The organism is Idiomarina sp. X4 (assembly GCF_002808045.1).
Lineage (GTDB): Bacteria > Pseudomonadota > Gammaproteobacteria > Enterobacterales > Alteromonadaceae > Idiomarina.
Map to the genome: position 1 here is coordinate 401,549 of NZ_CP025000.1, position 20,834 is coordinate 422,382.

General features: G+C 46.9%; 17 protein-coding genes and 1 tRNA gene. 6 read left to right on the forward strand and 12 right to left on the reverse strand.

The annotated features are described in order from the left end of the window. Positions 1-7: 7 nt before the first annotated feature. The 5 genes from flgM (at position 8) to CWC33_RS02065 (ending at position 2,662) form a co-directional block, all read left to right on the forward strand. On the forward strand, positions 8-331 hold the full coding sequence (gene flgM / locus CWC33_RS02045) for a flagellar biosynthesis anti-sigma factor FlgM (RefSeq protein ID WP_100690587.1): 324 nt from the start codon (positions 8-10) through the stop codon (positions 329-331). Continuing rightward, the gene (locus CWC33_RS02050) at positions 331-732 is read left to right on the forward strand and encodes a flagellar protein FlgN (protein ID WP_100690588.1); all 402 of its coding nucleotides are present in this window, start codon (positions 331-333) and stop codon (positions 730-732) included. Before flgM ends, CWC33_RS02050 begins: the two co-directional genes overlap by 1 nt. A 58-nt stretch (positions 733-790) precedes the next feature. Further along, the gene (locus tag CWC33_RS02055; RefSeq protein WP_058579535.1) at positions 791-1,270 is read left to right on the forward strand and encodes an LPP20 family lipoprotein; all 480 of its coding nucleotides are present in this window, start codon (positions 791-793) and stop codon (positions 1,268-1,270) included. Between the two features lie 113 nt (positions 1,271-1,383). Continuing rightward, positions 1,384-2,547 carry a flagellar assembly protein FlgT gene (locus CWC33_RS02060; protein WP_100690589.1) on the forward strand — a complete coding sequence of 388 codons (1,164 nt, stop codon included), beginning with the start codon at positions 1,384-1,386 and terminating at the stop codon, positions 2,545-2,547. 41 nt (positions 2,548-2,588) lie between these two features. After that, positions 2,589-2,662: transfer RNA gene (locus CWC33_RS02065), tRNA-Arg, on the forward strand. A 10-nt stretch (positions 2,663-2,672) separates the two neighbouring features. On the opposite strand, the gene CWC33_RS02070 is transcribed toward CWC33_RS02065, so the two are convergent. The 7 genes from CWC33_RS02070 to CWC33_RS02100 all read right to left on the reverse strand — a co-directional run bounded on the left by CWC33_RS02070 (position 2,673) and on the right by CWC33_RS02100 (position 11,936). Further along, the gene (locus CWC33_RS02070; protein WP_442906205.1) at positions 2,673-3,473 is read right to left on the reverse strand and encodes a sterol desaturase family protein; all 801 of its coding nucleotides are present in this window, start codon (positions 3,471-3,473) and stop codon (positions 2,673-2,675) included. After that, entirely contained in the window at positions 3,463-4,089 is a 627-nt protein-coding gene (locus tag CWC33_RS02075) for a CDP-alcohol phosphatidyltransferase family protein (RefSeq protein ID WP_100690591.1), read from the reverse strand. Before CWC33_RS02075 ends, CWC33_RS02070 begins: the two co-directional genes overlap by 11 nt. Further along, on the reverse strand, positions 4,082-4,744 hold the full coding sequence (locus CWC33_RS02080) for an ATP-binding cassette domain-containing protein (protein ID WP_100690592.1): 663 nt from the start codon (positions 4,742-4,744) through the stop codon (positions 4,082-4,084). The genes CWC33_RS02075 and CWC33_RS02080 overlap by 8 nt, the downstream gene beginning before the upstream one ends. Then, entirely contained in the window at positions 4,728-6,398 is a 1,671-nt protein-coding gene (locus tag CWC33_RS02085; RefSeq protein WP_100690593.1) for an ABC transporter permease subunit, read from the reverse strand. The genes CWC33_RS02080 and CWC33_RS02085 overlap by 17 nt, the downstream gene beginning before the upstream one ends. Then, positions 6,377-7,396 carry an ABC transporter substrate-binding protein gene (locus CWC33_RS02090; protein ID WP_232709818.1) on the reverse strand — a complete coding sequence of 340 codons (1,020 nt, stop codon included), beginning with the start codon at positions 7,394-7,396 and terminating at the stop codon, positions 6,377-6,379. Before CWC33_RS02090 ends, CWC33_RS02085 begins: the two co-directional genes overlap by 22 nt. A gap of 73 nt (positions 7,397-7,469) precedes the next feature. Further along, a complete protein-coding gene (locus CWC33_RS02095; protein ID WP_100690595.1) occupies positions 7,470-9,611 on the reverse strand; it encodes an FAD-dependent oxidoreductase in 2,142 nt (713 codons plus the stop codon). 9 nt (positions 9,612-9,620) lie between these two features. Next, positions 9,621-11,936 (reverse strand): TonB-dependent receptor, encoded by a 2,316-nt coding sequence (locus CWC33_RS02100; protein WP_100690596.1) that lies wholly within the window; start codon positions 11,934-11,936, stop codon positions 9,621-9,623. A 152-nt stretch (positions 11,937-12,088) separates the two neighbouring features. Between CWC33_RS02100 and CWC33_RS02105 the strand changes: the two genes are divergently transcribed. Then, the gene (locus CWC33_RS02105; protein ID WP_100690597.1) at positions 12,089-12,811 is read left to right on the forward strand and encodes a DUF1499 domain-containing protein; all 723 of its coding nucleotides are present in this window, start codon (positions 12,089-12,091) and stop codon (positions 12,809-12,811) included. An 11-nt stretch (positions 12,812-12,822) separates the two neighbouring features. On the opposite strand, the gene CWC33_RS02110 is transcribed toward CWC33_RS02105, so the two are convergent. The 5 genes from CWC33_RS02110 to CWC33_RS02130 form a co-directional block, all read right to left on the reverse strand. Beyond that, entirely contained in the window at positions 12,823-13,407 is a 585-nt protein-coding gene (locus CWC33_RS02110) for a FlgO family outer membrane protein (RefSeq protein WP_100690598.1), read from the reverse strand. A 23-nt stretch (positions 13,408-13,430) separates the two neighbouring features. Further along, entirely contained in the window at positions 13,431-13,991 is a 561-nt protein-coding gene (locus tag CWC33_RS02115; protein WP_100690599.1) for a FlgO family outer membrane protein, read from the reverse strand. A 161-nt stretch (positions 13,992-14,152) separates the two neighbouring features. Continuing rightward, positions 14,153-16,762: a TonB-dependent receptor gene (locus CWC33_RS02120; protein ID WP_100690600.1), complete on the reverse strand. Its 2,610-nt coding sequence runs from the start codon at positions 16,760-16,762 to the stop codon at positions 14,153-14,155. A 170-nt stretch (positions 16,763-16,932) separates the two neighbouring features. Beyond that, entirely contained in the window at positions 16,933-17,754 is an 822-nt protein-coding gene (locus CWC33_RS02125; protein WP_232709819.1) for an SAM-dependent methyltransferase, read from the reverse strand. 197 nt (positions 17,755-17,951) lie between these two features. Next, positions 17,952-20,576, reverse strand: a complete 2,625-nt coding sequence (locus CWC33_RS02130) for a TonB-dependent receptor (RefSeq protein ID WP_100690602.1) — start codon at positions 20,574-20,576, stop codon at positions 17,952-17,954. Between the last annotated feature and the right edge of the window lie 258 nt (positions 20,577-20,834).

The following is a 20,834-nucleotide window of genomic DNA, read 5'->3' on the forward strand; positions in this document are numbered from 1 at the left end:
CAACACAATGGCTATTAACATTAATAATGCTGGACTGAAAAACACCAGTATCGATAACAAATCAAGTAATCGCCAGGTTCAAAACGGCCAGGCGGGTAATTCTGCATCAGTTTCTCAGAAAGGCGGTGACGCGGTTTCCTTGACCAACGAAGCGCAACAACTGGGCGGATTGCAGGAAAAGGCCATGAATAGCAGTGGTATCGACCAAGCTAAAGTGGACAGAATTAAAGCAGAAATTGAAAGCGGCTCATACAAAATTAATGTTGAGCAGTTAGCGTCAAAACTTGCGCAGTTTGAATCTGACCTTTTCGCTGGCGGTAACGACGAATAATGACGGAAGTCGCGTCGGTTAACCAATTGCTGGATGACATGGCGGAGTCGCTAGATAGGCTGGCTTTGCTGCAACAGCGTGAGCTAAATGCCATTGTCGATCGCGAGCATGTTAACGTTCCTGCTATTACTTCCGAAAAAGAAAAAGCTCTGGCCGAAGTGACACGCCTCGACACTTTGTTGTCAGAGCACCCCGATAAAGACACGCTGAAAGAAGACCCTCAGTTAGCCACTGCGGTTGAGTCTATTAAGCAAACCCTTGCCAATATCCAACACCAAAACCAAGTCAATGAGCGTGTTGTTCAATCCACTCTGAACAGCATTGATCAGCTCAAGCAAAGTATTTTACAGTCAGCCCGCAAAGACTCTCTTACCTACAACAGTAAAGGCAAAATTCGTTAAAGAATTCTGCGTTTCAGCCGTTATAACGATTAGTACGTTTTAGTCCGTAGGGGTCGTTATGACAAAGCAAATTTTGACATTGGGTATTGTCCTTTCATCAATGGTTTTAAGTGGCTGTGCGGCTTATAACAACCTTGTGTACGATCAAAAGCACGTCGAATGGGAAACTCAAACGCCTGACACCTTTCCGGTATTAAACGCGGTTGGCTATGCGCCTATTGAAAAGCAATCAGGTGACTCGGCTCAAGTGAAAGACCTAAACGCGATGCGTGCCTCTAAGCTGGCTGCGTATCGCGAACTTGCGGAACAAGTTTATGGACAACGCATTGCCGGCAGCAGCTCAGTGGAAGACTGGGCGTTGAATAACGATAGCTTCCAAGCATCGGTTGACGGCGTTATTCGTGGCGCCGAAGTCGTAAAGACATATACTGTTGGCGAGTATTACGCAACAGAACTGCGCTTAGACTTCGAAAAAGTTCACCGCTTGTATCAAAGTACTAACCGACAGCAAAAAGTAAAACGCGTTGTATATTATTAAGAACGCATTTAGCCTATAGTTTGGCAAGGTTCTTGCAGTTAATTTCAGAGAAAGCCACATAAGACAAAGACCGACAATAAATCGACACTTTGGATGAATCTGGGATACGACACATGAACTGGAAGACCTTGCTTTTACTCGCGTCACTTATTTTCCTTGCGTTTCCAAGCAGCGCCCGCTGGATTGAAGCACAAGGTACCGCACGCATTGTTAATGGCGACGTCGAGAAAGCGCGCCAGCAAGCCATTGAAAACGCTCTTCAACAAGCTTTGCTCTCTTCTGGTGGCAGTATCAGCAGCATTCAGCAGGTTGTTGATGGAGTTCTGAGTAACACAGAAACCCAGTGGACCAGTCGTGGCAATGTCGATCAAGTTTCTATCGTTCGAGAGGAAGTTCGAGACGATCGTGTCGTGGTTTTACTACGCGCAGACATTTGGAACCGCGAGGGCGAATGCGCCCGCAGTAGCTATAAAAACTCAGTCACTATTGTGCCGTTTGAGCTGCGTGATCGAGCCCATGGCACCTGGGGCCAAATCTGGGATATCGGCGAAGTGTCTGCTGAGCGCTTTTCGCGCACATTAGGTGGCGTCGGCAGTCAAATTCATATTGCCCACACCTTACAACGTCACGCGGGTCTAAACGATGCATTAAGTGGCTTGAACCTGGAAGAACTGGGCCGTATGGCTCGTAGCCTCGGACTGGCTAATGACAGCCAGTTTGTGGTGTTTGGCTTGTTTGACGACTTAGCAATGATGAATACCGACTCCGGCTGGTTATGGTCTTCAACGCCCGATCGCCACTATGCATTGACCCTATATTTAATGGATGCCAGTACTGGGCAACTTGTAACTCGCGCTCGAGTCGAAGACACTCAACCCTGGACATTTGATCGTTCCGCCACCGTCGACGTGGCAACCGCAAACTTCTGGGATGAACCTTTTGGCGCTGCTCTTGCCAGTAGCCTAGAGGATTTAGCCGGTGGCGTCAAAGAAAAGCTGCTCTGTAAACCGGTGCGAGGCCGGGTCATTGCGGTCGATGACAAAACCGTCCAGTTTAATTTGGGCGAACAACATGGTGTAAACGTCGGCGATAAGTTAAAAGTTCTCCACCCAAGCCACTTTACCGACGACCAGGGCCGCTTCCGCCAAAAATGGGAAGTCAGCCAGTTTGAGGTGGAAGTTCAGCAAGTTCAACAAAGCACAGCTGTGGCTCGGCTGACTGGCGGCAATATGTTGCATAACGTGCAGGTGAGAGACTGGGTTGTCCCCATTGACTAGGGGATGAAACCGTCTGCCGGTTCTGGCATAATTCGCGGCACGTCCCCGTAGCTCAGCTGGATAGAGCAATTGCCTCCTAAGCAATAGGTCGCAGGTTCGACTCCTGCCGGGGACGCAAAACTGAATCATTTGCGCGTGAAAGGTATTTTCAGCACGCCAAGAATTTTTGTTGTTGCGGTCTGGTCACGATATTCCTTAAGACCAATGTCAATATTGTCGGACCCTGCTTTCGGCTCAGCGGTGAAGCTGTTGAACAGGTGATCCCACCAGCTGACACTGAACCCGTAATTACTGTTCGTTTCTTCTTTTTCGACGCTATGGTGAATACGGTGCAGTTCTTGTGTGATTAAAATTTTTCGTACCACTTTTTCAAGGGGCTTTGGCAGCGCCACGTTACCGTGATTAAACAACGAGCAGGCGTTCAGAACAATTTCGAAAATAATAACGGCTAGTGCAGGCGCACCCAAGGCAATTACCGTGGCTGCTTTAATAAAGAAGCTCACAACAATTTCTGCGGGGTGAAAGCGCAGGCCAGTGGTTACATCAAAGTCCGGGTCAGCATGATGCACTCGGTGCAAACGCCATAGCAATGGCACCCGATGAAATAGGCGATGCTGCCAGTAAATCGCGATATCAAGTGCGGTAATACTCATAAGCACAGTTACCCAAAACGGCAGGCTATTAGCCATGGTGCTGTTAAACAGTCCCCAGCCGTTGTTCGCCGCCCACAGCCCAATGCCGGTTAAGCCGACCGGTGCAATAATTCTCAGCACTACGGTATCGATAACCACAATACCTAAGTTTGCAGGCCAACGCTGCTTGCGGCTGTATCGCGACTGGCGCTTAGGTGAGGCATATTCCCACAACACCATGAGAACAAGCACGCCTAAAAATACGCTGAGTCGCCAGGCAGTTTCAGACACTATTCGCCGCTCCCTTTTTCAAGGTTCGGTAACCAGCAACAATGCGAGTTATCGCGGTAATCCAGCAGAGTGTAGCAAACACATAAGCCAGAAAGGCAAATTGCTGTGGCCATAAACAGAAAGCAACAAAGGCCAATATGGTTTCAAAACCTTCCGTCAGCCCACCCATGTAATGTAGCGACTTATTCGGGTAAGACGGGTTTTCAATCCCCTGCTTGCCCGCAACACTGGCAAACGCCAGAAAGGTAGCGCCCGTCCCCATAAAAGTGACTAATAACACACCGGCCGCCACCGCGTTTTTCTCTGGCGACGCCAGTAAAAAGCCAAAAACCACGGCGCTATAAAAAATAAAGTCGAGCACAATATCGATGTAACCGCCGGCATCCGTCAGCTGAGTCCGCCTGGCTACGGCTCCGTCCAGACCGTCAGCCAGCCTATTTAGGAGTATTAGGATAAGCGCAAATGTGTAATATTCAAACGCCAGCAACGGCACCGCCAGTAACCCAACAACAAAGCCTGTAACCGTTACCTGGTCCGCAGTAACACCCAGCTTGATCAGCAGCCGCGCCGGAATGTCCAGCAACGCTCGGGTTATCGGTAATAGTTTGGGATCAAGCATCGACTATCTCTTTGTTCTCGTTGACCATTATTATACGCCCGCTGGCATCGGCTCGATCATGTGTCACCATCAGTGCAGGAATAGTGGCTGCTGCCAGCTGTTTGAGAGTCCAGTCACGAACTTCTTCCCTTAATCTCGTATCAAGCGCTGAAAAAGGCTCATCCAACAACATCGCTTTAGGCTCCGCCAGCAACGCACAAAGCAACGCAATGCGCGAATACTGACCACCACTAAGGCTATGTGGGTAGTCATCCCATTTTTCGTTGAGTGCCAAGTCATTCAACATTGCACGCGCTTTTTCTGCTTGCTCGTTACGTTTGAGCATTGAGCGCGGCTTTTGCGCGAATAAGCAATTCTCGGCGACCGTCATATGTGGAAATAAGCCGCCTTTTTGAAACATCATACCTATTTGCCGCTGCGCTATCGGCTGCTCACTAATGTCTCTGTCATCCAGCATCAGTTCACCCTGGGTTGTGAAGTCAGGCAGTAATTCACCGAGCACCCAACGCAATAACGTCGACTTCCCGACACCGCTGGGGCCCATTAGCGTCACTACCTCACCCGGTTGGATGCTGAGGTTATTCAGTCGAAGCAGCAGCGTGTTTTGACCGTTTTCTATTTGAGAAGATATAACCAGATTACGAATGTTCAGCATAACGTTTCGCTTTTGAGTGTGTACGTCTTAATCCTGTGTTCAATAAAGTTACGCCAATAAACACAATAAGTGGCAGCAGCGTTTGCAGCAACGCATAAAGGCTGCCTATACGCCAATCACCGCCACTGGCGACGCTTACCGCTTCAGTGGTCAGTGTCGGTGTTAGCCCTTGCCCAAGCCATTGGGTTGGTAAATACTGTGCAATGCTGACCGCAAAAGCGATGGCGAAAGCCGTTGTTAGCGGCGCTTTCAACATAGGCAACATGACTTTCCACCAGGCTTGTCGTGCAGAGTAGCCCAAACTTTGGGCTTTTATCAGCCACTTGTCGTCAAATTGAGTATAGGCACCATGTAAGACTAAGTACGCATAGGGCACAGTGTAAACAGTGTGTGACCATAATACCCACGAGCCGCTTTTGTCTTCGTCCAAATACTCCCCCAGTACCAACTGCCAGCCGAGAACTAACGGCACTTGAGGAACCAGTAAGGCAATCAAAAGCCAGCCGTTTAACGATTTTTTATGATGTTGCCGCTGAGCCTCAAGCAGTACCACAGCACATATCACTCCCAGTATGCTGCTAGCTAACGCTAACCAAAAACTGTTAAGTGAAGGCGCGGTTAAATAAGCCAATTCTGCCAGCCAACGGTTTACACTAATTGACTCAGGCATAACGGCCGGGTAAAACCAGCTTGAAGCTAAACTTTGTAGTATTAGTACAGCGATAATCGCAAATGACAAAAGACCCAGTAATAACCATGCACCCCTCGCCAATCTGTCGGAAGAAGAGGCATTAGTCAGCCTTCGTTTCGTCAGCAATCGTTTTCGCAACGGCTTAATAAGCATCCACTGACGGTACAGCCAGGCATGTTGACTGTTAATAAGGAGTAGCAAGGCGCCCGCCGCCATTAGAATCCAGGCGCCAGCGAGCGCCTTGCTTTGGCTCTCGTTTGAAAACTGAAAAGTCCATTTGTAAACGCGTTGCGCCAGTAGCGCCTCTGTATTACTCCCAACTAATAAAGGAATATCAACCACCGATAGAGAGTAAATAATCACGGCAGCCATTGGTAACGTTAAACGTTTTACGAGTTTCGGTGTTACCACTCGCCACCAGGCCTGTTTTTCGCTGTACCCATAGCTTTGTGCCTGAGTCAGCCATGAATTGACCGACAATTGTTTTAGCTGTGCCGATATCATTAATAGTAAAAATGGCAGCTCTTTCACTATTAAAACCACGATTACGGTAATAACGGACTTTTCCGATAACGGCCAGCCTTGAGGAGGGTACGGTAAAAGCCCTGTAATACTTTCCACCAATCGAACTAGCCAGCCCGAGGGACTAAAAAGCAGCATCAGCCCCGCCGCAAATGCGACGTGTGGCACTGACAGCAATGGTGATAGCAGCTGTTGTAATGCGGGACGCTTGAGTAGCGCTGGAGCCAGCCATAAGGCTAAATAGCAGGCGACCAAGGGCGCCAAAACAGCAGCCAGCAGCGTCGACAGCAAAGTAGCGTGCTCACGTAAAATGAAATGAGCGGCATTGCTGGTTATCCCTGACTCGGCGCTAAAAGAAGACAGCAACAATAGCAATAATCCACTGCCAACCGGTAACACGATCAGAGCTAACATAACGATTATTGATAGCGCGCGGACCATTCCTGCTCCAAATACGATTGCCAGCTAACATGAAAGTCATCGGTTGCTGGTAACAGTTCTGTCTGCCGACTGCTTTCTTTGGTATGAAGTAGCTCGGGCTTTAAAACAGACGGATCACCCCAGCGATTCGTGTCTGCCTTGCGCAACTGGGCTTCAGAAGACAGCATGAACTCAATAATTTGCTTCGCTTTTTCCACGCTTTTTGCGGTTTTAGGAATCGCCAAATAATGTGTATTGGTAATAGCGTGGTCAGATAATGTGTGTCTTTTAACCCCAGCCGGCAACCGCCCCTGATTCACTAAGGTTTGGTCGTCATTAGGATTGAAGCTTACCGCTATCATCAACTGTCCATTGGCTAAATAAGACACTTGTTCGCCAGCGGATGACGGAAAATTGTCACCCTGTTGCCATAATAGCGGATGCAGTTTGTCGAGGTAGTCCCAGAGCGGTTGAGTGACTTCTTGCGCGTTAATTGACTGAACCGGTTGCTGGAAAACCGAACGACGCTCCGGATACAACGACAACAGTAATGACTTTAAAAACGTCGTACCGTGAAACTCCGGCGGCTTTGGGTAACTTATTCGGCCTCTATACTCTTGAGCAGCGCGCATGAGTTCTTCAGCACTCACCGCTTCCGTTCCAAACACACCAGGACGAGCGATGAGGTTAAACTGACCAACGCCCCAAGGGACTTCCAAACCGTTCACCGGTTCACCAAAATCGGTTTGCCAGTTGAGCTCTGGGTTAATGTGTTGCGTGGCGTTAATGTCATCAACAATGGGTAGCAGTGCATTCGCGTCTTTTAAAGCGTGAAAGTTTTCACCGTTTATCCAGATAATATCCGCGTTGGAATGTCCACTGATAAGTTGTTTCACTACCTCGGACACATCGGCCACTTTATTGTGTCGAAACTCAATGCCTTCAGCTTCTAATTCTTGTTGCGCCCAACGTAAGTAACTGTTTACTTGCGGTGAGCCACCCCACGCATAAAAGTTCACAACCTCGCCTCTTACCGGAGTTGTCCCCAACAAAGTCAGAAGAAAAAGAGTAGTGAAAGCGAGTATCCGCATATTATCTCCGGCGCCAGCGATGGAACTTCTCTACCCATGCTAGCAGCTTCTCAGGCGCATTGGCGCGTTTCCATTCACCCGCCACATACTTATTAGCTTCCGCCAGTGTCGGGTAACTGTGAATGGTACCGAGTATTTTATTCAGCCCAATGCCATGTTTCATAGCCAGTACGTACTCCGCTAAAAGCTCACCTGCCTGAGGGCCAATAATGTTTACACCTAATATTTCATCTTTGCCCGGTTTGGTTAACACTTTCACGCGACCATAAGCATTGTCATCGGCAATGGCGCGATCGAGCTCACCAATATCGTATTGGGTCACTTCATACTCTTTATTCGTTTTTTGAGCCTGCTGCTCGGTTAACCCAACGTTAGCAATTTGCGGCGACGTATAAGTTACCCAGGGAATGACGGAGTAGTCAGCGCGAAACGTTTTGAACGGATCAAATAACGCGTTTACAGAAGCATACCAAGCTTGATGCGACGCAACATGAGTAAACTGGTACGGCCCGGCGACATCGCCACAAGCGTAGATATTCGGGAAGTTCGTTTGCAATAGCTGATTGGTACTGACCGTTTTATTGGTTCGCACACCCAGTTCTTCAAGCCCAAAGCCGGAAATGTTGGGTTGGCGGCCTAATGCTATTAGCACCTTATCGAACGGCAACACCACTTCTTCATCATTGTGTTGGGCAATGAGAACTGAGTCGTCACCTTGTGTCTCAAAACGTACGGCCTTATGGTTTAACTTGATATCAATGCCTTCATGAACCATACGCTTCGTTAATAACTCAGCCGTGTCCTGGTCTTCCTGACCCATTAAGCGCTCAGCCATTTCCACCTGCGTTACCTGACTACCTAACCGCTGAAACGCTTGTGAAAGCTCACAACCAATAGGGCCACCGCCTAATACCAGCAATCGCTTGGGCAGTTCTTCTAAGTCCCACAAGGTATCAGAGGTTAAATAACTGACTTTATCCAAGCCTTCAAAGTCAGGTACTAACGGCTTTGCCCCAGTGGCAATGATAATGCTGCGGCTGGTTACGCGCTTGGTTTCACCGTCAGCCTCTATTTCAACTTCCCATGGCGAAAGAATTTTTGCACTGCCTTGCTCGACATTCACCCCTAGCTTGGTATAGCGCTCGACTGAATCATGAGGCTCTATGTCTTTAATGACTGACTGAACCTGATGCATCACCTGCTTAAAGTCGACGCTCACCTCACCCACACTGACACCGCTTTTGCCTGCATTTCGGGCGTTATGGGCCAGCTCTGCAACGTGCAAGAACGCTTTAGATGGCACACACCCTGTATTTAAGCAATCGCCGCCCATTTTATGCTTTTCAATTAGGGTTACTTTGGCTTTTACCGCGGCCGCTATGTAAGCACTGACTAACCCAGCCGAGCCCGCACCAATAACCACAAGGTTATTGTCGAATGACTTCGGCTTTTTGTAGCCTTTAAATGCTTTACGACGCTTCAGCAAACTAAGAATAAGCTTAGCAATAATAGGCATTATGCCGAGAAGTACAAAGGCACCAATTAAATCAGCCGACACCACGTCGCCCAAACTATTAATTTGCGCTAGCTGTGTGCCGGCATTAATGTATACAGCCGCCCCCAAAAGCATGCCGACCTGACTGACCCAATAATAGGTCCAGGCTTTTATTGGGGTAAGCCCCATAACCAGGTTAATGACAAAAAACGGGAAAATAGGCACTAACCGCAGGCTCAAGAGATAAAATGCCCCGTCTCTTTCAATACCCCGATTTATGGCGTCAAGACGCTCCCCAAACTTGTCCTGCACCCAGTCCCGGAGGATAAAGCGAGCGCTCAAGAACGACAAAAACGCACCAAGCGAAGCCGCAAAGCTTGCCAGCAGCAAGCCCCAGCCAAAACCGAAAATAGCCCCGGCGCCGAGTGTTAATACGGTCGCTCCCGGCAGAGAAAGCGCCGTAGAAATAACGTAAATGGCAAAGTAAATAGCAAAAGTTTGCAGCGGATAGTCCATGAAAAGCTGGTTAAGCTGCTGCTGCTTTTCTTTTAACACATCCAATGACAGGTATTGAGTCAGGTCGAACGCAAACGCACTTACAAACAAAGCAGCGATAACCAACAGCAACAACAGCTTTTTCAATGACATTTGTCTTCCTTAAAACTCGTAATTAATACTCAGACGGGCATGTACCGGCTGTGATGGAAAGGCCAAGGTTGCACCAAAATAGCCACCTTCGAATACCGGTGACCAATTATCCTGATCGGTGGCATTGAACACATCCAGACGCACGTTCAGTTGTTCGCTAAAACGATAACGTGAATTCAGGTTAAGCGTATGTTGATCACGTATAAATACGGTCTGAAGATAATCCAATGGATAATGTTTGGTATAGCTTACGTCGCCGCCAACCGACCACTTTTCCGTGATATTCCAACCCGCAACAACGGACGCTTGTACTTCCGGTATTCCCTGCAGTTGCTGATTCGACGCCGGAAATAATGTGAAGTTTGGCGAGCCTAAGCCTGTGCCTTCAATAATATCGGGACGTGAGTTATCAAACGCATCCGCCACCTGGCGGGTTCCTTGCGACGCTGCGGAATCATCCCAACGAGCATCGATATAACTTGCCGCTAAAGTTACCCAATAGCCAATCTCACTCGCGTAATGCCACTGAGTTTCCAGCCCCTCAGTACGAATACCACTGTTCGACCCATCGCGGTTTCGCAAGCTGCGTTTTTGGTCGAATAATACCGCATCTGCATACCAGCGGGCGCCTGATGGTGCGTACTTTATTCCTAACTCGTATAATGTATTTTCAGTCGCAAAGTTTTGTTCATCAATGACTCCCGAACCATTTAACACTGTGCCACCCGCCATGGAATTCGATGTTGAATCACTCTCATAAGCCGTAGCATATAGCGTCAGGTTCGGTGTCCAATCGTATTGCGTCGACAAACTTATCGCGCTTAGCCAGTCACTGTAGGTATCACTCTTAACTTCTGTCCCTTGCGGCGCAATAGGATCCTTAGCCTTCACATCATAATAGTCAGCTCTTACACCGCCGGTGACGCGCCATTTGTCAGTGAGCTCGAGTTCATGTTGTGCGAAAATGCCCCACTGATAGCTGGTCGAGTCGGTGGTATCAGATAGGTTGAAATCCCCCGCCCCGTCACCGTCTAAATCATACTGTGCACCAGGCGATACAAACAAACCGGGACGCAACTCTATCAGTCGCGCTTGCTGACTTGGGGTTAATGGAATTCGGCGATTATCCAGTGGGCCGGTTAAATCAATCGGGTTATCGGCTTCGGTGGTGAACTGGCTGTATCCCAACACGTCATTTATACGCAGATTAACACCAACCACTGTCTTCTTATTAATATGAAGCTCAGTGCGATTTTCAAAGGTGTGCGCATCATCAATAATTTCCACAAAGCTGTTTTGGTTAACACCTTCACGGGTTAAGTACTGATAGTATGTGCGGTTCACCAGTACCATATCATCACTCAACCAATGCTGAAATTTAGCATGCAGTAACGCCGTCTCCGCAGTGTTTGTATCTAGCGGATCGGTTAAGGTCGTACTGCGATCAATACGCACTTCACCGGTTGGACTAATAACCGCACCAGCCCCAGCAACGCGTGAACCATTCGGCTGTACGCCCTGTCCGGTAATGTATAAGTTATTATCTATCAGATTTTGAGTCGGACGGTTGATACCGGCGTTATCCGTCCACTCTACCTCATAATACTCAAGCGAGACATCCAGCTGTGTATCATCGTTCGGGGCAAACTTGTACGCTAACAGGACATCATCACTACGGTGATGGTGATAATCGTAAAAGCTGTCTTCGTCGACGTACTCCGCACTTATTCTCAGCCCCTGTTCGTCTTCTTTTAGAATCCAGTTGTGATCAACTTGAAAACGATACTGACTCCACTGACCTAGCTGCGCTTTTACCCGAGTATCTATGTCGTTCAGGCGAGCGGTTTTCGGCTGCAAGTTGACGAAGCCCCCCACACGCTGTGACGTACCCAACATAACCGGCGGCGCACCTTTAACAACCGCCATGCCCTCTATGGCATTAAACGACATAGGAATACCCAAACCGTTATTGCCCGCCTGACGACGCATACCGGCCTCATACAGCTCGCCCAGCTGACCGCGCAAAGTTGGTAGCGACGGGTTTCCAAAACCGGCCGCTGCAAAACTATTTGGGGCGAATCGCGCAATGTCGTGTAAGTCATTAATAGCCGCTTCCTCTATTAACGACTCATTAATAATCGTCGCGGCACGGGGAATATCCTGCAGACTTTCAGACAAGCCAAACAGCCCATCGGTGCCCTCCTCAGATGGCAGCACTACCGATGAGGTATCGCGCCCTATCACCTCTATAATTTCTATCGGCTTTTCTTGTGCTACAGCATGGAAAGCAACTAGGGGTAATGCGGCGAGGAACCACGTTTTCATCGGCTTTGTCCTTGTTTTTAATTATTAGCCAGATATTGCTTATTCACTACTACGAAGTTTACTACTTTTTCGTTTAACCAATATTAGTATTTATTGACCCAAACTGCAGTTAGTGACGTAATAGCAGGCAACATTATTAAGAGGGTCTCGTTATGAAAGCGTTACATGGTTTGTTTATTTTTCTCGGCTTTTTGTCGGTGATACTGTTGGCAGTATCTGGGCCCTTGTATAAAAGTGGCACTGCCGACTTAGGCACCGCATTCTTAATTCTGCGTTGGGCACTTTATATCGGTGCCGCTGCATTCATTCTGAATATTATTTGGTATTTCATTCGCCGCCCCCAAGGTCTGGTGGCGGGATTGAGCGGGTTAGCCATTATTGCCGGCGCTGTTTCCGTTTACATGCCGTTTAGCCAATACTTGAAGGCTCAAAACGTGCCAGCGATTCACGACATTACTACTGACACACAGAACCCGCCGGAGTTTGTTGCTATTGCTCCATTACGTGAGGATGCGCCTAACCCGGTAGAGTACGCTGGCGAAGAGACGGCAAAACAGCAACTGAAAGCTTATCCTGAACTAACGACTTATGAAGCCTTGGTGTCACCTGCAGAGTTGTTCGAAGCCGCCGTACAAGCTTCTAAAAACATGGGTTGGGAGATAGTTGAAAGCTCAGAGGCTGCCGGTCGAATAGAAGCTACCGCTACAACCACTTGGTTTGGCTTTAAAGACGATGTAGTGATACGCATACGCTCCACTGCAGACGGCAGTGAACTGGATATTCGCAGTAAGTCTCGCGTTGGTCGTAGTGACGTCGGTAAAAACGCCGAACGTATCCGGGAGTTTATGGGTGAGTTAGAAGCTCAATTGAAATAGCGCCTTAAGCGTTAAGGCGCCTTTCTAATCACCGGCTTGCCATGGTCTTCACTTAATTGCTGAACCACGTGAGCCGGTATAAATACCTGAGCCACGCTAGCGACATCTTTGGTGTTGATATCGACCAGACGAGCGTTTGCCATGATACCATCACGATAATGCGAAAGAGTTCCTACCATAACGTGGGTTATTGGCATTATTTCATCAAGCTCCATGTAGTCGCGCGTTAACGCAAAATCACCGTTTGGTGTGACACGAATAAAGTCCGTTGTTTTAAAGTCTAATACACTCAGCTCTCGGCGGTGTAACTCCTGCACTAACTGCTCAGACAGCACCTGGCTGAGAGCAGAGCTCTCATTGTACTGACCCGTTACACCGACAAGATTGGTAATACCCACTTTAACACCACTCAGGCGAACACTCGCATTATCAACCAACTGTTCTGCCAGCTGAGCGCTGTATTTTGCACTGTAAGGCTGTGAATAGACTTCCAGCGGTTGCTCTTTTGCTACCTGCTGCTTTGCAGGTAATACGGTACAGGCTGACATTAGACTTAACACAGCAGCCGATACAACTATTCTAGTTAGTGCATTCATAATAACTCCCCTACCCCTGCGTTTTAATGGCGCTGTAGTCGACCATCAACCATTTCTGTTTGCTTATTCGGCCAATACAAGTGTTTCGGCACGTATCGATTGGCCGCGGCCAGTACTTCCTGACTACGACGATCAATAATACGCAAATTCACAACCGCACCATCATCCTTCCGTGACAGAGTGCCAACTAATACCCAGTCAAGCTTTGGCTGAGCCTCCAGCTCGTCGACATTGCGCGTCATGTTAGTTGAACCCTCAGCTGTCAGTGTCACATAGTCCTGTGCTCTAAACTCGACCACGTCTAGGTTACGTTCTTTGAGATGTGCATAGAGGCTTTCACTGAGTTGATGACTAAGCTTATGCATGGAGTCGCCTTGTGATGGAAGCTCTAATGTTTCAGCCAGTACCCAACGCGTCACCCCTATATTTGAATAACCGTAATGCTGATTAGCCTGTTGTAACTGATTGGCGAGCTGAGCAGCCAAGTCATCGCTAATTTTCTCGTGAGGATTACTAACGTGTGCTATTACTGAGCTACTGAAAAGCACGGTCATTACTGCCAAAAGAATAGAGCGAAGAAACATAAACGCACCTGGATTTAAAACGTCGATGCTTTTGTATCGGCAGGTATGAGCGGAGGTTTAGGGGAAATAGCGAGCTATTATAGTGTCTCTGTCTATAAGGGCTCCCAAAAAGAAAAGGCTGACTCAAAAAGAGTCAGCCTTTGATTCCTAAAAATTAGGATTTAGAAAGATTGTTCAATCTTGAAGAAGATAGAACGACCTAATACATCATAAAGAGTCCAAGTTACGTCACGATAGTCACGGAAACCGTCGTACCAGCCAGTTGGCTCTTTATCAAATACGTTGTTCACACCTAGAGTGATGCGACCGTTGTACGCATGGTTGTACGAGAACTGTACATTATGCTTAACGTAGCTAGGAATAGCTTGTAAGTAAGTCACACCGTACTCTTCGTTACCAGAGTCTTGAGGACCGATGTAGTATGTGGTCCAAGCAGCTCCCCATTCGTTGTGCTTCCAGTCAACAGACATGTTCGCACGCAGTTCTGGGTAATCCTGGATACCAGCATAGTCAAATGGTGCCGCATCTGGTGCAGTTTGTTCTACGTATTCACGAACATAACTTGCTTCAGCTTTAACACCGATATCACCGAAGTCAGTACTAACGTTGTAGTTAGTTTTGAAATCGAAACCAGAAGTTTCCAAGCTTGCCATGTTTTGGTCAAAGCTATACATAGTGTCGATTTGACCAGTGTTCGGGTCACGCACTACTGCAGGGTTAGAGCCCATGCCATTCTCACGTTCTTCCGCTAACAAGCGAGCTACACTGATAGCTGCGATTTTGTTATCCAGAGTAACGTCGTAGTATGAAAGCTCTGCAGACCAGTCGTCAGTAATGTTATACACAAGACCAGCTGTTAAAGATTCGCCTTCTTCTGGCTGTAGATCTGGGTTTCCACCGAACCAAGTTTTATGCTGAGTACCTGACTGATCACAGTATACTGGATCCGAGTTGCCAGGTTGATCACACCATAAAGTATCTACTGCTGTTTCAAAGCTTAGCGCTTGAGAAGAGAACATTTCGCCCATGTTTGGTGCACGGAAAGACTCACCCCAGCTTGCACGTAATAGCAAAGAATCAGTTGCACGCCATGCGATACCTAGCTGTGGAGCCACGTTATCAAATTTACCACCAACAACTTGAGCACCAACATCACCTTCTTGGTCGTATTCGTCATAACGAACCGCTGCACTAACATCTAAGTCGCCCGGCAGTGTAGTTTGTAGTTCCGCGTATACTGACGTACGGTCGCGATCTGCGAATACGTCATCACCACCTGAACCACCTGATACATTACCTGATGCTGATTGAGGGTCGCTTTGTTGTGTAAATTCGATTCTCTCGAACTCAGCACCGATCAAGCCAGACATTGAAACTGTACCGTTATCAAACAACAGTGTTGATGCAAAACCATCAATCTGCGTGCTATCAAACTCAGCACGGTAAAGGCCTGTGTGAGCAGCTTGAGAATACAAATCAGTCATTTGAGCATTCCAGTCTTCAAAGCTCATTCCTGAAGTATTCAATAAATCGTATTCACCACTATCAATCAAACGCTGGATAGTTACGTCGTTAACCAAGTTTGAGTTGAACGAGCGAGTGCTTGATTTGCTGTATTGGCCGTTGATTTCCCAATCTACGCCATTACCGATATCCGCAAAACCAACCAAACCACCTAAGAAATCGATAGTGTTGATTTCAGTACGTGTATCACGCTCACCAATTTGAGCAGAACGCATAGATAACGTTAGGTCTTCACCTGTCGTGTTATATGGGTTATCTGCAGACATTGTTGGTGCAGTTGTTGATACTGGCGTACCTGCATAACGAGTATCAGTTTCTGATAATGAAGCGCTTGCGCGACCACGGAAACGAATATCGTTAGTTAAGTTGTAATTGAAGTTTGATAAAATTGAGTTTTGCTCAACATCACCAAAGAACTTAGTTACTTGGCCAAATTCATATAGGCAACGACCATCGCCACTTGGGTGGACGTTTTCAGCAACATCACAGAAGTCAGCAGAATACCAGTCTCCGCTATCAGCGCCTTTCGCGTTAGGAACTGCACTGTATGAAGAGCCGCCTAATTCTGACCATAGTTCACGGTCAAATACTGCATCGGTACGATAGTTTTCAAAGGTAAAAGTAATATTACCTTTATTCGTTGCAAAACCAGTAGATGCAGTGAAGCGATCGCTGTCACCGCCGTCGGCTTTAGGGCGCTCAGCGTCATAAGTAAAGTTAAGACCAGTAAAGTCTTTCTTCGTGATGATGTTAATTACACCCGCAACAGCGTCTGAACCGTATACAGCAGATGCACCTTCACGAAGTATTTCGATGCGTTCAACGATAGCCATTGGGATACGCGAAGTATCAGCTGCAGAGCCTGAGCTCGAGCTTGTACCTGGCATACGGCGACCATCTAAAAGCACCAATGTATAGTTTGGCCCTAAGCCTCGCATGTTCACGTTACTAGTAGCGCTGCCGCCTGAACCGTAACCTGAAACACCACGCCATGAACCAAAGCTGTTAACAGACGCATTGTTCAATACGTCAGCAACTGTTGGCTCACCTGAAATTTGAATATCTTCTGCAGTTATTACAGTAACTGGAGACGCAGTTTCCATATCCACTTGTTTAATACGTGAACCTGTAACTTCAATACGCTCAACTTTTTCTTCTGTGTCTTGCGCAACTGCTAAAGCAGGAAAGCCTAAAGAAGCAGCTACTGCTGCTGCCGTTAAGCTTTTACGAAATGTCATATTTTTCATGAGTAAAAAACTCCCTGGAACGTTTTTATTATTTCGCTTCTTTTAAAGAAGCTGTCTAGAATCTAACAGGAAGTTAAGGAGTTGTAAACTTTTCGTGTGAATTTCGTTGATACTTTCTTAAAGTCTTAAACAGGCCGCTCAAAGCGGCCTAAGCCCCCCAAAAAATATAATTATTTTGACGCGCGAATACAGTTACCAAAAACCCCACTTTCAGGAAACTCAACCTCCTGAATATCAATATTTTTAAAGCCTACGGCCTCTAGCCGCATTTGAGTTTCGCGTGTATTTCCCAGCTGTTCGGTAGCTTTTAGTAAAGTCTGAGCCCTAGCCTTGTGAGAAGTTATAGAATTCATATATGCAACATAGACTTGACGTGACTCAACTTCATTACCTTTTGCGGCAGCCTGCAATAGATGTTTTGTCGCTGGTACAAAATTCATTGCGTGAAAAGCCGGGCTACGTTCATACTTTCGCGCAAACTGGTTAAGCATTTGTTGCGCCTGTAGCGCTGAACGCGGCAAATTGCTCGGGCCATGTTTCAATAGCGCCTCTTGTAACGGTGCCACAGCTTTCTTAAGGTGCTTTACCACTGATGGAGTTAAATCATAAATAGCCTGGCTCTTTTTATAAATTAGCGACGACTCAGAATGTACCAAGGCGATGAAAGAGCCCCCTCTTTTCAATTGGGCATGCAAATTTTTCAACCCCTCTTTCATATCACCGTATTCAACACCATAGTGAGATACGAACATACCTACTTTTTTATTAGAGGGTAGCTTGAACGTTTCATAAGGCGTATTTCCTGAAAGTTTTAGCTCTTTATTCGGCGGGTTTATCTCAGCAGAATCTATCCCTTGAACATCTAACTTCTTACCTTTCTCTTCTGAATATTCAGTCAACCACTGAACCACAGCACCATTACCTGTACCAATGTCGACTATCGGCTGCTTTATATCGGCTTCATCGAAGCGCTCAAACCAAAATTTACGCATTTGGTAAGCTTGTAAGCGTGACTTTTCATCCAGAAAACTTGCTTTCGCAGCGCGTTGCCAATACTCAGTCCATGGGTTCTTTGTTGTTTTCATTATTGTTAGCTCCAGTACTACTACGACAGTCTTTTCATGCTACCACAAAAAAGCCCGGCTCAAAGAGCCGGGCTTGCTTTATTCTGCGGTTAAAGCAGAGTGTTTTAGAACGACTGTTCGTACTTGAAAAATACCGTACGACCTAATACGTCATACAAGCTCCAAGTAACATCGCGGTAGTCACGGAAACCGTCATACCAGCCAGTTGGTTCTTTATCAAACACGTTGTTAACGCCAACAGTGAAGCGACCATCCATTGAGTTTGTGTAAGACACTTGAGCGTTATGTTTTACATAGCTAGGAATAGCTTGCAAGTAATCTACACCGTACTCTTCATTACCAGAATCTTGTGGACCAATGTAGTATGTAGTCCACGCAGCGCCCCAGCTATCTTTTGTCCAGTTAACTGCAACGTTTGCACGAAGCTCTGGGTAGTCCTGAATACCTGCATAATCAAACGGTGCCGCACCTTCGCGTGTAACTTCTACATAATCACGAACATAGCTTGCTTCACCTTTAACACCGATATTACCGTACTGAGTACTGAGGTTATAGTTAGTCTTAAAGTCGAAACCAGAAGTTTCTAAACTCGCCATGTTCTCATTATAGCTGTACATTGCGGTGATTTTACCATCGCCGCCTTCTCGCACGACTAATGGGTTTGATCCAATACCGCCTTCCCGCTCTTCCTGCAGCAAGCGATCTACGCTGATAGCTTCAATCTTATTATCGAGTTTGACATCGTAGTATGAAAGTTCTGCCGACCAGTTGTTGGTGATGTTGTAAACAGCGCCAACTGTCAAAGACTCACCTTCTTCCGGCTGTAGGTCAGGTGTACCACCGAACCAAGTTTTGTGCTGAGTACCACGCTCATCACAATATACTGGGTCAGAGTTATTCGGGTTATCACACCACATAGTGTCGACTGCAGTTTCGAAACTTAATGCTTCTGACGCAAACATCTCACCCATGTTTGGTGCACGGAACGACTCACCCCAGCTTGCACGTAACAGTAATGAATCTGTTGCACGCCATGCAATGCCTAATTGTGGAGCAACGTTATCAAATGTTCCGCCAACAACTTCACCACCGACATCACCTTGCTGGTCGTATTCGTCGTAGCGTACGGCTGCATTAACATCTATGTTATATGGCAGAGATGTTTGAAGTTCTGCATAGACTGATGTGCGATCACGGTCAGCAAATACATCATCACCACCTGAACCGCCCGAAATGTTGCCAGAAGCTGATTGTGGGTCGCTTTGCTGAGTGAAGTCAATGCGTTCGAATTCAGCACCAACCAAACCAGACATTGATACAGTACCGTTATCGAACAACAGAGTAGATAAGAAGCCGTCTATTTGCGTGCTATCAAACTCAGCGCGATATAAACCTGTGTGAGCAGCACCTGAGTACAGCTCAGTCATTTGAGAGTTCCACTCGTCAAATGTCATGCCCGTCGTGTTGAAAATGTCGTATTCACCGCTGTTAATCATACGTTGAATATCACGGTCATTCACAAGGTTTGAGTTGAATGCGCGAGTAGTTGATTTGCTGTATTGACCGTTTACTTCCCAGTCAACCCCATTACCAATATCCCAGTAACCGACTAATCCACCTAAAAAGTCAATGTTATTGATTTCCGTACGAGTATCGCGCTCACCGATTTGTGCAGAGCGCATGCTTAACAACAGCTCTTCACCCATTGGGTTCATCGGGTTATCTGCGCTCATAGTCGGCTGGTTGGTTGATACTGGCGTGCCGGCGTAGCGAGTATCGGTTTCTGACATAGATGCACTTGCACGACCACGGAACTGGATATCACGAGTCAGATTGTAGTTGAAGTTCGACAGGATTGAATTCTGCTCTACGTCACCAAAGAATTTAGTTACGTTACCAAACTGATACAAGCAACGGCCATCATCACTGGCAACCGTATTAGGCGCTGAATCACAGACGTCGGCTGAAACATACTCGCCAGCACCAGTGCCATCAGCATTTAATACTTCGCCATTTGGTACTGAGCTGTATGAAGAAGCACCCAGGTAATCCCAAAGTTCACGGTCGAATACAGAGTCTGTGCGATAGTTTTCAAAAGTAAAAGTAATATTACCCTTATTCGTCGCAAAGCCAGTTGACGCTGTAAAGCGATCGCTATCACCGCCGTCAACACTTGGACGCTCACCATCATAAGAAAGCTGTAAACCAGTGAAGTCTTTTTTAGTGATGATATTAATTACACCGGCAACAGCGTCTGAACCGTATACAGCAGATGCACCTTCACGCAAAATCTCAATACGTTCAACAATTGCCATTGGTATTTTTGAAGTATCAGCGGCAGTACCGGAGCTTGAGCTAGTACCGGGCATACGACGACCATCAAGCAATACCAACGTGTAGTTTGGCCCCAAACCGCGCATGTTGACGTTGCTAGTTGCAGAGCCGCCTGAACCGTAGCCTGAAACACCACGCCATGAGCCGAAACTGTTAACAGAGGCATTATTCAATACATCAGCGACTGTTGGCTCACCTGAGATTTGGATATCTTCTGCAGTGATAGTCGTGACCGGAGATGCTGTCTCCATGTCTACTTGCTTAATACGTGAACCCGTAACTTCAATACGCTCAACTTTTTCATCTGCATCTTGCGCAACGGCTACAGCCGGAAAGCTTAAACAGGCAGTTACAGCTGCCGCCGTTAAGCTTTTACGAAATGTCATTTTCTTCATTTATAAAAACTCCCTGGAACATTTATTTTTAACGTTGCTTGATTGGCGAAAAGCAACCTTTCCCCAAAAGGGGGTTAAACTTTTAACCCCAAGACATAAGAAATTCAAGCACTCATCGACCTCTTTATCTCGAAGCAAAATCAATCGAACAAAAAACCACCAGAAAGCGCAACAACCAATCAGAAAAGTTAATTAAAGCAACTTTTGTTTCTTATAAAAAAACAAAAAAGCCAACCGCTAGACGGTTGGCTTTTTATT

Excerpts from the sequence above, each read along its gene's own strand:
- CWC33_RS02105 (WP_100690597.1), top strand. The coding sequence starts at position 12,089 with ATGAAAGCGTTACATGGTTTGTTTATTTTTCTCGGCTTTTTGTCGGTG.
- CWC33_RS02115 (WP_100690599.1), bottom strand. The coding sequence starts at position 13,991 with ATGTTTCTTCGCTCTATTCTTTTGGCAGTAATGACCGTGCTTTTCAGT.
- CWC33_RS02075 (WP_100690591.1), bottom strand. The coding sequence starts at position 4,089 with ATGCTTGATCCCAAACTATTACCGATAACCCGAGCGTTGCTGGACATT.
- CWC33_RS02130 (WP_100690602.1), bottom strand. The coding sequence starts at position 20,576 with ATGAAGAAAATGACATTTCGTAAAAGCTTAACGGCGGCAGCTGTAACT.
- CWC33_RS02080 (WP_100690592.1), bottom strand. The coding sequence starts at position 4,744 with ATGCTGAACATTCGTAATCTGGTTATATCTTCTCAAATAGAAAACGGT.
- CWC33_RS02120 (WP_100690600.1), bottom strand. The coding sequence starts at position 16,762 with ATGAAAAATATGACATTTCGTAAAAGCTTAACGGCAGCAGCAGTAGCT.
- CWC33_RS02110 (WP_100690598.1), bottom strand. The coding sequence starts at position 13,407 with ATGAATGCACTAACTAGAATAGTTGTATCGGCTGCTGTGTTAAGTCTA.
- CWC33_RS02100 (WP_100690596.1), bottom strand. The coding sequence starts at position 11,936 with ATGAAAACGTGGTTCCTCGCCGCATTACCCCTAGTTGCTTTCCATGCT.
- CWC33_RS02060 (WP_100690589.1), top strand. The coding sequence starts at position 1,384 with ATGAACTGGAAGACCTTGCTTTTACTCGCGTCACTTATTTTCCTTGCG.
- CWC33_RS02050 (WP_100690588.1), top strand. The coding sequence starts at position 331 with ATGACGGAAGTCGCGTCGGTTAACCAATTGCTGGATGACATGGCGGAG.
- CWC33_RS02085 (WP_100690593.1), bottom strand. The coding sequence starts at position 6,398 with ATGGTCCGCGCGCTATCAATAATCGTTATGTTAGCTCTGATCGTGTTA.
- CWC33_RS02055 (WP_058579535.1), top strand. The coding sequence starts at position 791 with ATGACAAAGCAAATTTTGACATTGGGTATTGTCCTTTCATCAATGGTT.
- CWC33_RS02095 (WP_100690595.1), bottom strand. The coding sequence starts at position 9,611 with ATGTCATTGAAAAAGCTGTTGTTGCTGTTGGTTATCGCTGCTTTGTTT.
- CWC33_RS02125 (WP_232709819.1), bottom strand. The coding sequence starts at position 17,754 with ATGCGTAAATTTTGGTTTGAGCGCTTCGATGAAGCCGATATAAAGCAG.
- flgM (WP_100690587.1), top strand. The coding sequence starts at position 8 with ATGGCTATTAACATTAATAATGCTGGACTGAAAAACACCAGTATCGAT.